The sequence below is a fragment of the Planomonospora parontospora genome, assembly GCA_014647935.1.
GTDB classification, from domain to species: domain Bacteria; phylum Actinomycetota; class Actinomycetes; order Streptosporangiales; family Streptosporangiaceae; genus Planomonospora; species Planomonospora parontospora.
Genome location: BMQD01000001.1, coordinates 268566 through 283514 on the forward strand (window position 1 = coordinate 268566; position 14949 = coordinate 283514).

A 14949-nucleotide genomic window follows, 5' to 3' on the forward strand; every position below is an offset into this window, starting at 1 on the left:
TTGTCCATATGCCGTCCGGGGTGATCGGCTCGGCGAGCGGGCGCCCGGTCCGCCGAACGGCCTATGGGAGCGGATGAGACCCGGCGGCAAGGTTGACGTGACAGCACGGCACGCCTTCCGGGGCCGCCGAGCACGTCTTGCCCGTACAACCTGAGGAGCTGTTGACATGAGATCCAGAGTGATCCGGCCAGTGGTCGCCGCCATCGCCCTGTCGTTGGCCGCGACCATGACGATCGGCACATCGGCCTCGGCCGCATCGTCCCTCACGGGTCAAGACGCCCAGTGGCGCGTGTCCGGCACGGCGAAGATCCACTTCGAGCCGGCGGCCACCGATGACATCACCTTCGCCATCGTCGCGCGCGGCGTCTTCACCGAGGCGAAGGGCACCATCAAGGTCGGCCACCACCGCTCTGACGGCAACGGCGGAGGATTCGAGGCGGACGTGGACTGCCTCGTGGCGGGAGGTCCGGTGGCGACGGTGACCGCTGTCGTCAGCACCTCCACCTCGCTTCCGGTCGGTGAGAGGATCGCGGTCAGCGTCTATGACGGCGGGACGGACGGGTTCGGCGGCAGCCGCGATCGGATCGGCTGGAGCTGGTCGGTACCGACCGGCAAGGTGCAGCCCTGCATGGCGCCCGCGACGTTCGCCACTGTTGAGAGGGGCGGGTTCACCGTCGCCGGCAAGGGCTGGCCCGAACCTCCCGCACAGCCGGCTACCGGGAAGTAGCGCCACTGTCGGCTCATCCGCATGCCGTTGCCTTTCAGGGAGACCGGTGCCGGAATCAGCGGTAGCACGCTCTGCCATGGGAATGGCAGAGCGTGACGATCGCGGCCTGAGCCGGCCGCTGCGGTCGTACGGCGAGTACCGGCAGACCCCCGGCCGCGGCATCGGTCAGACGGCCGCCTCGTCCCCGAGGGACGCTGGCGCTGACCCAGGCGGTCAGCGCCGTCTCCGCCGTCTCGGGCGCGGCGCGCAGTCGTCGGCGGATCTCCGTGCCCGGCAGACCGGGCAGCCGCCAGTCCACCACCAAGTCCGCTGTCGGGCCACTCGGTCTGTTCCTGCACCGGGCCGAGGAAGGGGCCGGACGCGGCCGGTGGCCTTCATGCCTCAGGGTTTCGCGGGAACCGGATCCGGCACGCCTGGAACGGGAGAACGCGAGAGCCCCTGACCGGTGGAAACGGAGGTCAAAGGCTCTGTCGGTATATGCGTGGTGTGCGGTCGGCGGGTGACTGCGATCAATCGTGGCTCCCCACCGGTCAGAGCGCCTGGGCCTCCCAGACGTACCTGACCTGCGCGGTCTTGCCCTGAGCGTCGTTGCTCTCCGGAACGGCCGGCAGCAGCCAGGACACCCGGTACCACCGGGTGTCACCCTGCTGGGCGGTCCACACGTCGCTGTTGCTGTCCGCGTAGTTGCGGGGCAGGTCGGTCATGTGGAAGTCGGCGTTGTTCGCGCTGCCGAACACATACGGCGCCTCGCTGTTGCGGACGTAGTTCTCGCACTCGGGATCGGCGACGGCCCAGCCCTGGTCGGTCTCGACGCTGTTGGTGCCGTGGTCGACGCTCGTCAGCAGGTACGGGGCCAGATCGCCGTTGACCTCGGCGTGCAGCTTGATGTTGGCGGTCATGGTCCCGGTGTAGACGACCTTGATGCAGGTCGATCCGCCCGAGTTCGGCCGGTCGGTCGCGGCCACGCCGGTGTCGGCCAGCTGCAGCGCCGGGTAGGTGTCGGAGGAGTTGACGTTGAAGACGCTGAACGCCGCCGCGCCGTCCCGGTCACTGTTGATCTCGACGCTGCCGGCGTTCCAGTTGCTGTCGCGGTTGTCGGTCTGGGCGGTGAACGCCGCCTGGGAAGCGTTCCAGATGAGGCCGGCGCCCCCCACCAGGCCCACGATGGTCACGAGGCTCCCGATCGGGAGGGTCTTGCGGCGGCGGCGAGGGCGGGGACGGCGGTGGCTGGCCGGTGTCCGGGTCTCTGAGTCGATGGTGATGGTCATGACCTTCTATCGGCGGCGCCGGCCCCTTCTGTAAGAGTCCGGGCGGTCGTTCTTCGTCACGGAGGGCACGAACATCAGAGCCAGTCCCGCAAGCCCGGTCAGGGCCAGCAGGCCGTACCGGTGCTCGTGCAGCCAGAGGGCGGGCAGCCCGATGTAGGGGACCAGCAGTCGGGGCAGGCCGATGACCGAGGACTCCGGCACCGGGGTGGAGTCGATGTCCTTGTTGGCGTCGCCCTTGGTGATGAGAGCCTTGCCGGGTGCGTGCTCGACCACCCGGTGGATCAGCGTGGAATCGGGACGGGCCGGGTTGTCCACCAGCACCATCACCCCGGGCACGGCCTGGTCGGCGCCGGTCGGCTCGACGATCACCACGTCGCCGGGACGCAGCGCCGGCATCATCGAGCCCGACATGACCACCTGGCTCTGCCAGCCGAACAGCACCGGCGCCAAAGAGGCCACCAGGAAGAACACGACCAGCCCGCGCATCAGGCGGGCGGCGATGTCGGTCACCCACCAGGCTGCTCGGCCCAGCCTGCGCAGGCCGGTAGGGACTATTGCGACGGGCAGGGAGTGGGTTGTCACGACTGAAACCATTCTTGTGGGGGTGGACGATGCCGTCCTATCGGCCGCCGCGGCACTGATCTGAAGCAAGGACCTCACCAGGTGACCCCTCGTCCGGCAGCGACGGCCGGAAAACAGCCGTTCGATCACGCCCGAGGGCGTTGTGGGCCCTTCCGCGGAGCTGGACAGGTCGGCGACGGACAGCTAGTCCGCTGCCTCCATGGCATCGGCGTGGCGGCGGTGGATGCGAGCGTCCAAGTCTGGGGACCGCGGTGTGGCGACGCGGGTGGACAGGCCGCCACCGGGCCGGCGCAAAAGGACGCGCTCTTCCTCCCCGCGCGGGGAAGAAGAGCGCGTGTCATGCGGGCGCGGACGCGAGTCTCAGCCCGCGCCGGGGCCCCGCCGCTTCTTGGCCTTCGTCACCTTCTTCTTCGCCTTGGCCGCAGCCTTCGCCTTCGCGGCGGCCTTCGCCTTTGCGGCGGCCTTCGCGGCGGCCTTGGCCTTGTCCGCGGCGGTCGGCTTGGCCGCAGGCTTGGGCTTGGCAGCGGGAGCCGGCTTCGGCAGGGTGGGGTTCGTCGGCAGCGTGGGCAGGGTCGGCGCGATGGAGACGGGCGTGCAGGTGTTCAGCAGCACCGAGACCGAGTCGGTGTCGTAGCTCGTCGTCACCAGATCGGGCTTGCCGTCACCGTTGAAGTCGCCCGTCATGGGCTCGGACGGGGCGTAGCCGACCGGATAGGCGACACCCGCGGCGAAGGTGCCGTCGCCGTTGCCCGCCAGCACGGAGATCGAACCGTCCCAGTCGGACACCAGCAGGTCGGCCTTGCCGTCGCCGTTGACGTCGGCGACCGTGGTGCCGCCGGGTTCTCCGGCCTCCTGGACGAGAGGGGGCTGGAAACCCCCGCCGGCGGCGCCCAGCAGCACCGCGATCTGGGTGCCCGGGTACGACGCCGCGACCAGGTCGGTGCGGCCGTCGCCGTTGAACTCGCCGGTGACGACGAGGGCGGGGTTGACCCCGGCGGGGATCGGGCCGGCCGGAGTGAAGGTGCCGTCGCCGTCACCGGTCAGCAGCTCGACGGTGGAGCTGCCGCTGTCGAGGTAGACGACGTCGAGGCGGCCGTCGTTGTCGAAGTCACCGGGTACGGCCGTGTACACCTCCCCGGGGGTGGTGTGGGCCGCGGCCGGGGTGAGGGCGCCGTCGCCGTCGTTGAGCAGCACCCTGACGCTGCCGTCGCCGACGTTGCCGGAGGCGGTGAACAGCACGTCCGGGGCGCCGTCGTCGTTGAAGTCGCCCACGGCGACGCGGTGGACCCGGTAGCCCAGGCCGTTGTAGGCGACGGGCGCGGCGAAGGTGCCGTCGCCGTTGCCGCGCAGGGTCGCCACCCCGCCGGAGCTGTTGTTGGCCACGACCAGGTCGATGTCGCCGTCGCCGTCGAGGTCGGCCGATTGGATGTGGATGGGGAATTCACCCCCGGCGGGGATGTGTGCGGCGGCGGCGAAGGTGCCGTCGCCGTTGCCCCGCAGGACCGACAGCGTGTCGGCCTCGGAGTTGGCCGCGACCACGTCCGGCCTGCCGTCGTCGTCGAGGTCGGCCACCGTCACCGACTGAGGCATGTCACCGACGGGGTGGCCGACGTAGGGGGCGAAGTTCGCGCCCATGCAGAAGGGGCCGCTGGGGGCGGCGGCCTGGGCGGGTGCGGCCACGACGGCCAGGCCGCCGCTGGTCAGGGCGACCGCGGCCAGCAGGGCGGCACTGCGGCGGCGGACGGCCGGGCCGGTCAAAGCGCGATGGGGCGCGTTCACGAGAGCTCCTCCATGAGCCGATGGGGACACCTGGCGCGGGCCCTTCCTGGGCACAACGGGCGCAGCAGGCGCAGATGAACCTCCCATCGGAGGCAACAGACGCTTTATGAGAAGTCAGAGCGAGGTAATGTCTTTGGGGCCCGGTGCTTGTGGGACCAAAGGCACCTCCCGCCACCGACGAGCGGTGCGGACCCGTCGAGCGCCAGCCCGACAGCGATGCGGGAACAGCCGCCGCCGACCCCGGCGCCTCGGCCCGCCGAACCGGCCTGCGAGGAGGATCGGTACAGGAATCAGCGGTAGCGGACTGAGCCCGGTGTCGGTTCGGTGGCGAGCCCGGTCAGGCCGGCTGGCCGGGCAGGCAGGCAGGAGGCCGGCCCCGGGCGGCGCGCCACCCCTCGGCCCGAAGAGGAGGACCCCGTGTCCCATTCCGTGCGACATCCGCTGTTCGCCCGCTACTACGCCCGTGCCAGTCTCTCCATGGAGCGCGGCCTCGCCCGCCACCGCACCGCTCTGCTCGCAGGCCTGTCCGGGACCGTCATCGAGATCGGCGCGGGCAACGGTCTGAACTTCACCCACTACCCCGCCACCGTCATCCACGTCCTGGCCGTCGAGCCCGAACCGCACCTGCGCGGCATCGCCGAGCGCAACGCCGCCCGCGCGCCCGTCCCCATCACCGTCGTCGACGGCCTCGCCGACGACCTGCCCGCCGCCGACGCCTCCTTCGACGCGGCCGTCGCATCTCTGGTGCTGTGCACCGTTGCGGATGCGGGAGCCGCGCTCGCCGAGATCACCCGCATCCTGGTGCCCGGCGGCCAGTTGCGCTTCCTGGAGCATGTCCGCTCCCCACGTTCCGGGACGGCCCGCATCCAGCGCCTGCTGGACGCCGCCTTCTGGCCGCGGATCGGCGGCGGCTGCCACTGCGCCCGCGACACCGCCGCAGCCCTGCGGGAGGCCGGGTTCACCATCGACCGGCTCACTCGCCTGACCAGCGAAGACACCGCGATACCGTTTCCCGCATCCCCCCAGATCCTCGGTACCGCCACCCGCCCCCGCTGACCGGCGGGAGCGAGCATGCCCCGGTCACGGCGCGGCGGCCGGGTCGCGGAACGGTCGCAGTCCGGCATGCGCGACCCCTCCCTTTGCGGGGGGCATTCGGCACGGGCAGGACTTCGGCGCTGAGCAGTGGCCCGGCCTGAGCAGGGCGGTGATCGCCCACCCCGTGCAGGTGAGTCCGGTCGCGCCTTGCCCGGCTCCAGGCGGATGCGGAGCCGGGCAAGGCGCGTCATCGGCTCAGGGCAGCTGAGGAGAAGCCGCGAATCCTTCCCCGCCTGCTCGATGCGAATGGAACCGCGGCTTCCGAAGCCGTCACATGGCGCCCTGCTGTGCCCTTCCGTTCCCCCGGGTTTCGGCCTCCGCCCCCACCGGCCGAGCCGCCATGCGGAGCGGTTCCTCTGCAGTTCACCGTGGTTCCGGAAGCCTGGGACTCATCTCTCACCGCTGGGAGATCACAGACGCGCAGGTGCTGCCGTACGTCCAGACTGAGGTCTGGACTGAGGGGCCTGCGAAGCAGGGTCGGCGTCCGCACCTGCGGTGTCCGGGGTCGTCGCGGGCTCGGGCTGCCGTGCCTGGCGGCTGCTCCAGACGAACAGGTAGCGGCGGATGATCTGCACGGTGGGCGCGGGCAGGGAGTGGAAGCTCACCACGATGTGCTGGCCGATGCCGTCGGGGGCTTCGCGCACGATGGTGACCTTCCCGATGTGGCTGACGACCCCGGTGCTGAGCATGACCTGGACGTGCAGTTCCTCGCCTACGGCGATGTCGGAGGCCGGCGCCCAGCAGCGCAGCGCTTTTTCGCTCAGGTCCAGCAGGGTGCTGTTGAAGGTGACGGCGGGCTGGGCGGTCAGGGTGGAGATGCGCATCTTCTCCCCGCCGCCGCCGCGTTCGTGTCGGCGGCGGCCGGCCTGGCGCGGCTCGCCCAGCGGGCGCAGGTGCCAGCGCTCTGCCGGGCCGGTGGTGATTCTCTCCAGCAGGACCGGCAGCACGACGCGGCCGTCCTCGTTGATCCAGGACACGGTCAGGTGGCTGCCGACCTCGGCGGCCACCAGTTTCTTGGCGTCGGCGGGCGCGGCGATGACGATCGTGTCGGCGGTGATCGCCTCCAGCCGGGAGCGGTGCCCGGTGTCGTCGTCGACGCAGACGTACAGAGCGCTTTTCGGCAGGGGGAGGTGACTCATGGGACCACATCCTTGTGATCACGGGAAACGGTGGACGGGAACGGTCTGCCTCAGGCGGCACGGTGGCGGCCCTTGCCGACGTGCGCGCCACCGCCGTCGGGAAAGCCCGTCCGTCGGTGCGCTCCTGCAGAGTAGGCAAGCACGTTACGTGCTTTATCCATTACTTCTCGCATCCGTTTGAGAGGTTTCTCACCCGGTGGTCGAGCCGATTCCACCCTGGCCGCACGCGAGCGAGGATGTGCTGGATCCGCGGATGAGGCGAGGTCTGGCCGATCTCCAGGACGCGGAGGCCGGGGATCCATGAGGAGACCGCGGCCGTGCTGCGCGGCGAAGGGCCGGACGGCCGCACGCGGTGAAATCCGCAGGCGGCGGGCCGACCGCGTTCCGCCGCAGCCGGGAGGCCTCTGTTGCCTGTGGAACGACGACCTGCAGGGCCGGTTGCTGCGCCACGACCGCGACGGGTTCGCGCCCGTGGCCGCAGGACGCGGCCACACCCTGATCGATCCCGGCGGTTACCGGGAGCCCGTCGCCGACCTGTGCGCGCACATCGACCGTCTGCGCCGCCACGGCGCCCAGATCGTCACCCGTGCGGCCACCGCGGCCGACCTGGCGCTGTTCCACGGCCAGGCCCGCTCATCCGGGCTGCGTCCGCGGCTGATCACCTGCTCACGGTGGCTGGCCTACCCCCACGCCGGAGCCGCCGGTTCGTGCGCCGGAGGCGGGGAACTGGCCCGGGCGCGGGTGGCCACCCTGGTCTACTGGGCGCCGGACCACCCCTACCGCTCCAGTATGGACGGCGCCACCGCCGCCGACCTGGCCGCGGCCTACCAGCAGGGCACCGGCAACCCCTGGCTGCAGCCTCTCGGGCTGGCCCACGCCCTCATCGAGGTCGCCTGCCACGCCCTGGCCGAGGCCGCCGATCCCACCGACCGCGGCGCCATCGCCCAGGCGATCGCCCGCACCCGCACCGAGACCATGGCCGGACCGCTGGACTGGACGAACGGTCCCACCCCGAACATCGCCCTCGTGCCGCTGGCCGGCGGCCAGTGGCAGGAAACCCGTCACGGGCACGACCTCGCGGTGGTCACCAGCACCGCGCTGCCGGACCTGCCCGTCACCGCGGACCTGCTGACGGCATGATGGCCCGGGTGTCCGAGCAGGACGGCCTCCTCCCCACTGCTCCCTCCCCGCGGCTCCCTGACCCGGCCGATCCGCAGCGGCCCCGAACCGCCCGGCCGGTCCGGGGCTCTGCGCGCTTCGCCCGTCTCCTCCTCGACCGGAGGCGATGGTGTTATGCGGCACCGTCCACGGCATCGCCGCACAACGGCAGGTCCAGCAGACCCGCCAGGCGGCGCAGGAAAGGCGGCACGTTGATCATACGGGCCGCGCCCGTGCGGCACAGCTCGGCCAGCAGGCACATCCCGCCGGTGTCGATGAACCGCAGCTGCCCGGCATCGATCAGGAGATGATCGCCGCCGTGCCCGGCGCAGGTCAGCGTCTGCTCCAGTGCGGTGCGGTTGGTGGCGTCGATCTCGCCGATCAGTCGGACGAGAGTCCCGCTGGGCGCGGGGCGGCAGGTCAGGCGCAGCTGATGGTCGACATACAGGAGCGCGTCGACGGTGTCGTGAGCCACGACGGCATGGGCTACGGTGACGCCGGATGCGGAGACGCCGGAGACTTCGCTGTGCTGGTTGATCACGGCGTGGCAGGCGAGGACGGGACCTGGACGGCGGTGCCGCCGGGCAGGGCGCAGGCGCGGACGAGCTGGCAGGCACGCATGGGGACCCCGCTCAGAAAGGGAGACCGGTTGACTGACATCATCTCACCCGCAGCCTGTTTCTAGAAGACACTTACCGGAAAAGAACTTCGGATAAGATCTTAGGGCAGAGACCTATCCGCCTCGTCCCCGGCCTACCGGACCGATCCGTCCCGAAAGAGATGACATGGCTCCACCCAGCCCTGGCGAACCCGCCTCCACCTGGACGTTCCTGACTCATCACGCCCGGGTGCTGCTGGAGATCGCCCGCGATCCGCAGGTGCGCCTGCGCGACATCGCCGATCGCATCGGCATCACCGAACGCGCCGTGCAAGGCATCGTGTCCGACCTGCACCGGGAGGGTTACCTGACCCGCGGCAAGGTCGGCCGCCGCAACCACTACACCCTCAACCTCGAACGCGGCTTTCGCTATCCGACCGAGGCCGGCCTGCCCGTCGGCCTGCTCATCGACCTGTTCACCCAGCGCGACCTGCCCCCCGGCCACGCACCCGCCGGTGCCGCGACGGTCCCGGGCGACGCTGCCGCGCATCGATCGGGCGCCGCTGCTTCCCGCTGACGCCTTCGATCCGCGGCAGGCGTAGATGCCTGCCGAGGTGACGCCCATGGCAGTGGAGGGGCGTCTGACGACCACCCGACGAGCCGCGAGTCCAGGCGAAGGCCCTCCGGGAGCCTTCTGCGGGAGCCGCTCGTCAACGCCGAACTACGCCGTCGCCCTCCACGGCTCAGCGCGTGCTCGGTCGCGGCCGTGACGTCCGCCTGCCGACCAGCAGCAACGCGCCGACGGCCGTCACGATCCCGACGGCGATGAGCGGCACCAGCGCCGGAAAACCCCACCCGGTGGCCACCAGACCGAACAGCGGCGGGCCGAGCAACGAGCCGAGACTGCCCGCCTGGGCGACCACGCCGTTGCCGACATCCGCATGGTCGAGCCGCTCCAGCACCATCGGAAGGGCGGCGAAGACCAGGGCGCCCAGGAACCCGTTCTCGATCGAGATGACCGCGGCACCGCCTTGCACGGCCGCCGGCGAGTCCGGGCCGCTGAACATGACCCAGGCCGCGGGTACGGCGCCCAGCCCGGCCAGTGCCAGCACCCTCACCGGTGTGCCCCGGCGCAGCAGCATCCCCACGGCCAGTCCGCCCAGGACGCTCAGCAGCGAGATCACCGAGGTGACGGCGCCGGCGGCGGAGGCCGAGTGGCCGTGCTGCTCGATGAGCAGCGTGGGCAGCAGCACGATGACCGGAACCGTCACCAGGGCGGCCAGGCAGAACGCCGCAGCCAGCATCCCCGGCCACACCAGCGCCCCGGCCCGCGGCACGGGACCGGCCGCCACCTGCCGCCCCGGACCACTCGGCAGCTTCACTCGCACCACGAGCGCCATCACGAGCGTCAGCGCGGCGATCACGCCGATCCAGCCGCGCCAGCCCAGAGCCGAACCGATCGCACCTCCGGCGAGCGTGCTCGCGCCGAGGCCCATCGGCACGAACGTGGCCCAGATCGACAAGGCCGTACCCCGGTCCCGCTCGGTGGCCAGCCGCAGGACCAGCGCCGGGCAGGCGATGGTGACCAGGAGGTATCCGACACCCTCCGCGCCGCGGGCGACCAGCAGCCAGGCGAAGTCACCGGCGGCCACGCCGGCCGCACCCACCGCCGCGATCAATACCAGGCCGGTGACCAGCGACCGCTCCGCGCCGAAGCGGCGCACCAGGTATCCGCCGGGCAGGCCGGCGGCCGCGCCGACACCGACGACCGCCGAGATCACCCAGCCCAGTTGCGACAGCGACAATCCGAGCTGGGCCGCCACCGCGGGCCCGACCGAGGCGAATTTGCCGAAGCTCATCGCCGCGACGACCCCGCCCAGGTAGACGATGGCGATCGTCGACCAGGCAGAGCGTCGCGGGTGTTCTGCCGACTGCGGAGGTGTGCCCGGTGCCAGGGGCTCCATGGGTCTCCCTTCGTGTGCCGTTCCAGGCTTCGATCATGGTCTTGCCCCCGTGCCGTTTCAATGCGGTGGCGCTGCCGGCGGGCGCCCGTCGGCCCGGTGCGGCCCGGTGCGGCCCGTTCCGCGCTCGTCACACCGCCGCGCCCCGAGCCGCCTCCGGTCCGCCGATCCGCCGGCCGCCTGGCCGAGCTGCACGCCCTGGACGTGCTTCCCGAGCCGTCCTTCACCGCCATCGTCGCCCTGGCGGCCTTCGCCTGCGGCGCCCCGATCACCCTGGTCAACCTGATCAACGCCACCGGCCAGCACTTCAAGGGCCGCTACGGCACCGCCGCACCGGGCATGGACCTGCGCATCGCTTTCTGCCCGCATGCCATCTGCGGGCGTTCCCTGCTGGAGGTGCCCGACGCGCCGGCCGACCCCCGCTTCCGCGACGATCCGCTGGTGAGCGGTGAGCCGTACGTGCGCCTCTACGCCGGCGTCCCCGTCCTCAGCCATGACCACGCGCTCGGCACGGTGCGCGTGATGGACCACCGGCCCCGCCGCCTGAGCGACGCCCAGCGCCAAGCCCTGGCCACGCTGGCCAACGACGCCGCCGGCCTGCTGCAACTGCACCACTACGCCGCCCGGACCGACCAGGCTCTGGTACGGCTGCGCCGCATCGACGCGGTCAAGAACCAGTCCCTGCGCACCGTCAACCACGAGCTGCTCACCCCGCTGGCCTCGATCCGCTCCTCGGTGCAGCTTGTGCGCGACGGTGACCTGGACGCCGCCACCCAGGAGCGGTTCCTGGAATCGAACACGATCGCGCCGCGGGCGGTGACCACCTGCGGGCGGGTCAGCCAGGTGGTACGGCATGTCCTTTCGGTGCATCGGCCCGGGATCGGATGGGGGGCAGGTCCCCTACCGCGGGCGCGGCCCAGCGCGGGCCGTCAATGACTGGTAAAGAGATGCTTGACTCCATCTCGCCCGGATTCCGCGATCGCAGGCGCAGCTGGATGCGCTCACCGCAGCCGGGTGCCGACGCATCTTCGCCGACAAGAAGTCCGGCAGAACCGCTGAGCGGCCCGAGGCGGTCGCCTGCCACGCCTTCCCGACCGCCGGGGACACGCTGGCGGTGCCGTCGCCGGATCGCTACGGCCGCTCGCCGGCCGCCCGCCTGCAGGTGGCCACGGCCTCCGGCCTCTGGATCGGCCGGTGGTCACAGGTATCGGAAATATCCGGCGAAATCCTCGATCCGGGTGACGGGATCGGTGCGGACCTCGGTGCCGGTTCTCAACGCATTGATCATCATGCCCTGGCCGACATAGATCCCGACATGGTGGGTCCGCACTCTGCGCCTGCTCACCTCGCCGTAGAAGACAAGGTCGCCGGGGCGGGCGTGCGCGGCCGGGACCCTGGTGAGCCGCCGGAGGTGGTCGTCGGTGTTCCCCGGGCCCAGGACATCGCGGCCGTAGGCCAGGTGGTAGACCCACCGGGCCAGGCCGGAGCAGTCGAGGCCGAGGGTCCCGGCGGCCGGGCACGGCCTGATCGACCCCCGGTACCCCCGGCACGTCCCCAGGGAGGGGCCGGGCCGCTCGCCGTGGCCGCCGCCCCAGGAGTAGGGGATCGCGCCGCCCTCCCAGCCCTGCCGGGCGTGTCCCGCCTGGATCGCGCGGGCGACGGCGACCAGCCGGTCCGGCGCGACGGAGGGCCGTACCGGGACCGAGGCGCTCGCGAACGGCAGGAGCAGCGCGAGCACGACCGCGGCCGCCGGTCGCCGGTGGCGCGCGGGAGCCCTCCCGGAGGCCTCGGTCATCCTGGTGAATCCTGTCCTATCGCGATAAGTCAAGATTCATTCTGTCGGACGGCCCGCCGTTCCGCGTGGGCACCGAAGAGACCGGTGCCGGTGCCGGTGCCGGTGTCGGCACCGGGCGAAGGCGGGGAGGCCGTGGCGGCCGGTGACCGGCCTGCTCAGTCGCAGTCATCGATGTCGATGTCGACCTTCTTCTTCGTCTTCTTCGGCTTCGGCTTCTGGTCCGCCGTGGAACCGGTGGAGGCCTGGACGAACCGGGTGGTCGCCGTGATGCCGGCCGAGGCGGCGCACGCCTCGTCGTCCACGCTGCAGGCGACGAGCGAGGACAGGGCGATGACGATGACGCCGACGGTGGTGGCGACGGTGCGGAACACGGTTTTCTCCTGAATGTGCGGTTCTGTGCCCTCAATGAATACCGATGACCGCTTGCAAAGCGCTGGGACGCCACTTGCGTCCCGGGAGTTTCGGGTCCGGTACGGCCGGAGCCGCTGCAGCGGCGGTGCGGAACGTACCGGCCGCGGGGGCCGGTGAGACGGGGAGGGCGGTCCCCGTAGCGCGGCGACCGTCAGGCCGGCGGCCAGTTCCCGAGGACGGCGTCGAGGGCGTCCAGGGTCCTGGACCAGGAGGCGTCCGCCTCCCGGGGAGTGCGGCGGAACCCGCCCGCCATCTCCAGGCTGACGTAGCCGTGGAACGTGCTGTGCAGCATCCGCACCGCATCCGTCTGGTCGGGCTCCGGCAGGCGGTATCCGCGCAGTATCGCCCTCGTCATCTCCGCGTGCCGGATCGCCGGGCCGATGTCCAGCGCCTCCGAGTCGAGTTCGATCTGCATCGCGGCGTACCTGCCCGGATGCTCTTTGGCGTAGTCTCGGTAGGCGTTCGCGAAGGCCACCAGCGCGTCCTTGCCCGCGCGGCCCGCCAGAGCGGCGGCGGCCCTGTCGGCGAGCTCCGCCAGAGCGAGCAGCGCCACCCTGACTCTCAGCTCCTGTGCGTCTTTGACGTGCGAGTACAGCGCCGCGGGCTTGACGCCGAACCCGCGTGCGAGCACCGAGACGGTCACGTTCTGGAAACCGATCTCGTCGGCCAGATCCGCCGCCGCCCGGGTCAGACGTTCCGCGGTCAGCCCTGCTCGTGCCATGCCCCATCCTTCTTAAAGGTTTTAAGTATTTGCCTATCTGCTTTAAGAAAGACTAGCCTCCCCGCTCATGAGACCCGTCACCGAACACGACATCCGCACCTCGTTCGTCAACTGCTCCAAGGGCGAGGCCAAGCGCCTCGGCCTCCCCAAGGATCTCGCCGACCAGCCCTGGGAAGACCTCGACTTCCTCGGCTGGCGAGATTCGGGCGCGCCCGAACGCGCCTACCTGGTCACCGAACGCGACGGCCGCCTCGTCGGCATCTCCCTCCGGGCGACGACCGGCGGGTCGCGCGGATTCACCTCGCGCAGCATGTGCTCGCTGTGCCTGACCACGCACCCCGGCGGCGGCGTGGCGCTGATGACCGCGCGCCGGACCGGCGAGCCCGGCCGCCAGGGCAACTCGGTCGGGCAGTACCTCTGCACCGACCTCGCCTGTTCGCTCTACACGCGGGGGAGGAAGCAGGCCGCGGGGGACGGGGTGATCGTCGTGGAGGAGTCCCTCACCCCGGAGGAGAAGGCCGTCCGTACCCGGGCCAACCTGCACTCCTTCCTGGACAAGGTGACCGGATGACCGTACGGGTGAGCGGGCGGGCACGCCGCCTCACCGGGGTCGCCTCGGGCGCGGGATGCGGAAAGCCCCCGGTAAGGCCCCTCAGACGGGTGGCTGTTCCTCGGGAAGCGACGGCCGGACGTGATCACGCATGGCTTCCTCGCACGCGCCGGATGTGAGGAAGTTGCGGCGCGCCTGGGTCAAGCTCAGGCGACCGTTCGGGCCACCCAGTACGACATCGGCGTCCGGGTCGTCCTGGCCGTCGTCCTCCCAGAAGCACACCGGGCAGATCTCGAAACCGCCCCTCTCGTCCAAGGTCACGTACCCGCAGCATGGACACGCGTACGGTCCATCCTCCGCACCTCGAAGCACTGGGTAGTTGCGCATTTCAGGGCCCACGGCGGCCAGCGTAATCGCTGAGATCGCGAGTCCCGGGGACGTTTACCAAGCCCCTTGACCCCAGGACGTTGGAATATGCGTTTCCGCAGCTCAATGGCCTCGGGCAGGACATGGAGAGCGTCGGGGGCGTGATACTCGTTCGATTGCATGGCGTGTGGTTCCCGCCTGGTCCCCGTCCGGGATAGGCCGGGATCCGGACGACCGGTTCCTACGGGGCCGGGGAGCCGTACCCGACCACGCGCCGAGCACCCGCCACCGCCTCCTTCAATGCCGTCCGATCCACATCCCCACCCCACCCCACCGGACACCCTCGATCATGAATGATGAGTGAGTGCGACCTGCGCGCGTGCTTCTTCTACGGGTAGTCCGGTTGAGGTGCCCCATGACTTCCGGACACGGACCCAAGTAGGGTTCACCATGAGTCCGGAAGTCATGGGGCATCCCACACCCCGACGGCCAGACATGATCACCGTCCGGCCGCCTCGCTCGAGCGTTTTCGCCCTGGAAACCTTTGGTGAAAGTCGCCGCACCGAACTCGGATTTAGCCATGCGGCAGTGCTGGAGGTCGAGGTCGATGAGGGTGGCGCCGGTCAAGTCGAGGCGCATGCCGTCCCAGGAGTGAGCATCGGCAGGGTGGCCGCCGCGGCCGGAGCCGGATCGGGGGAGGAAGAGCGGCACATCCATGCAGGCAGGCCCATACCGGCCATATCGGCGCGCGGAGGCGTCCCACTCCCGTGCGGCCCATGGATCGTTACCGACTCGGAGC

At 70.9% G+C, this 14949-nt stretch carries 16 protein-coding genes and 1 pseudogene; 7 read left to right on the top strand and 10 right to left on the bottom strand.

The window, feature by feature from the left end; translation table 11 throughout:
- The first annotated feature begins 190 nt into the window (after positions 1 to 190).
- Complete coding sequence (locus IEZ07_RS01185; protein ID WP_191893079.1) at positions 191 to 727, top strand: hypothetical protein; 537 nt, start codon at positions 191 to 193, stop codon at positions 725 to 727.
- Positions 728 to 1257: 530 nt separating this feature from the next.
- Here IEZ07_RS01185 and IEZ07_RS01190 read toward each other — a convergent pair.
- From IEZ07_RS01190 to IEZ07_RS01200, 3 genes are all read right to left on the bottom strand, one after another.
- Entirely contained in the window at positions 1258 to 1995 is a 738-nt protein-coding gene (locus tag IEZ07_RS01190) for a hypothetical protein (RefSeq protein ID WP_191893080.1), read from the bottom strand.
- 6 nt (positions 1996 to 2001) lie between these two features.
- Positions 2002 to 2577 carry a signal peptidase I gene (locus tag IEZ07_RS01195; protein ID WP_191893081.1) on the bottom strand — a complete coding sequence of 192 codons (576 nt, stop codon included), beginning with the start codon at positions 2575 to 2577 and terminating at the stop codon, positions 2002 to 2004.
- 360 nt (positions 2578 to 2937) lie between these two features.
- Positions 2938 to 4356, bottom strand: a complete 1419-nt coding sequence (locus IEZ07_RS01200) for an FG-GAP repeat domain-containing protein (protein WP_191893082.1) — start codon at positions 4354 to 4356, stop codon at positions 2938 to 2940.
- Positions 4357 to 4773: 417 nt separating this feature from the next.
- On the opposite strand from IEZ07_RS01200, the gene IEZ07_RS01205 reads away from it, so the two are divergent.
- Positions 4774 to 5412, top strand: coding sequence for a class I SAM-dependent methyltransferase (locus tag IEZ07_RS01205; RefSeq protein ID WP_239319257.1), 639 nt, complete (start codon positions 4774 to 4776; stop codon positions 5410 to 5412).
- Positions 5413 to 5861: 449 nt separating this feature from the next.
- Here the strand turns inward: IEZ07_RS01205 and IEZ07_RS01210 are convergent, their stop codons facing one another.
- Positions 5862 to 6590, bottom strand: coding sequence for a PilZ domain-containing protein (locus tag IEZ07_RS01210; protein ID WP_191893083.1), 729 nt, complete (start codon positions 6588 to 6590; stop codon positions 5862 to 5864).
- A 300-nt stretch (positions 6591 to 6890) separates the two neighbouring features.
- Here IEZ07_RS01210 and IEZ07_RS01215 point away from each other — a divergent pair, with 300 nt between their 5' ends.
- Positions 6891 to 7730, top strand: a complete 840-nt coding sequence (locus IEZ07_RS01215; protein WP_191893084.1) for an ABC transporter substrate-binding protein — start codon at positions 6891 to 6893, stop codon at positions 7728 to 7730.
- 151 nt (positions 7731 to 7881) lie between these two features.
- Here the strand turns inward: IEZ07_RS01215 and IEZ07_RS01220 are convergent, their stop codons facing one another.
- Positions 7882 to 8289 carry an STAS domain-containing protein gene (locus IEZ07_RS01220; protein WP_191893085.1) on the bottom strand — a complete coding sequence of 136 codons (408 nt, stop codon included), beginning with the start codon at positions 8287 to 8289 and terminating at the stop codon, positions 7882 to 7884.
- Positions 8290 to 8533: 244 nt separating this feature from the next.
- Between IEZ07_RS01220 and IEZ07_RS01225 the strand changes: the two genes are divergently transcribed.
- Complete coding sequence (locus tag IEZ07_RS01225) at positions 8534 to 8923, top strand: helix-turn-helix transcriptional regulator (protein ID WP_191893086.1); 390 nt, start codon at positions 8534 to 8536, stop codon at positions 8921 to 8923.
- Positions 8924 to 9089: 166 nt separating this feature from the next.
- Here the strand turns inward: IEZ07_RS01225 and IEZ07_RS01230 are convergent, their stop codons facing one another.
- Positions 9090 to 10310 (bottom strand): MFS transporter, encoded by a 1221-nt coding sequence (locus IEZ07_RS01230; protein ID WP_191893087.1) that lies wholly within the window; start codon positions 10308 to 10310, stop codon positions 9090 to 9092.
- Between the two features lie 96 nt (positions 10311 to 10406).
- On the opposite strand from IEZ07_RS01230, the gene IEZ07_RS01235 reads away from it, so the two are divergent.
- Together IEZ07_RS01235 and IEZ07_RS01240 are read left to right on the top strand one after the other, a co-directional pair.
- Positions 10407 to 11243, top strand: a complete 837-nt coding sequence (locus IEZ07_RS01235) for a GAF domain-containing protein (protein ID WP_191893088.1) — start codon at positions 10407 to 10409, stop codon at positions 11241 to 11243.
- A 55-nt stretch (positions 11244 to 11298) separates the two neighbouring features.
- A pseudogene (locus tag IEZ07_RS01240) lies at positions 11299 to 11454 on the top strand (recombinase family protein); the annotation flags it as partial.
- Between the two features lie 51 nt (positions 11455 to 11505).
- Here IEZ07_RS01240 and IEZ07_RS01245 read toward each other — a convergent pair.
- From IEZ07_RS01245 to IEZ07_RS01255, 3 genes are all read right to left on the bottom strand, one after another.
- Positions 11506 to 12102, bottom strand: coding sequence for a C40 family peptidase (locus IEZ07_RS01245; RefSeq protein WP_191893089.1), 597 nt, complete (start codon positions 12100 to 12102; stop codon positions 11506 to 11508).
- A 155-nt stretch (positions 12103 to 12257) separates the two neighbouring features.
- Positions 12258 to 12473, bottom strand: coding sequence for a hypothetical protein (locus IEZ07_RS01250; protein ID WP_191893090.1), 216 nt, complete (start codon positions 12471 to 12473; stop codon positions 12258 to 12260).
- A gap of 191 nt (positions 12474 to 12664) precedes the next feature.
- Positions 12665 to 13234 (bottom strand): TetR/AcrR family transcriptional regulator, encoded by a 570-nt coding sequence (locus IEZ07_RS01255; protein WP_191893091.1) that lies wholly within the window; start codon positions 13232 to 13234, stop codon positions 12665 to 12667.
- 67 nt (positions 13235 to 13301) lie between these two features.
- On the opposite strand from IEZ07_RS01255, the gene IEZ07_RS01260 reads away from it, so the two are divergent.
- Entirely contained in the window at positions 13302 to 13805 is a 504-nt protein-coding gene (locus tag IEZ07_RS01260) for an FBP domain-containing protein (RefSeq protein WP_191893092.1), read from the top strand.
- An 81-nt stretch (positions 13806 to 13886) separates the two neighbouring features.
- On the opposite strand, the gene IEZ07_RS01265 is transcribed toward IEZ07_RS01260, so the two are convergent.
- Positions 13887 to 14171: a CPCC family cysteine-rich protein gene (locus IEZ07_RS01265; RefSeq protein ID WP_191893375.1), complete on the bottom strand. Its 285-nt coding sequence runs from the start codon at positions 14169 to 14171 to the stop codon at positions 13887 to 13889.
- Between the last annotated feature and the right edge of the window lie 778 nt (positions 14172 to 14949).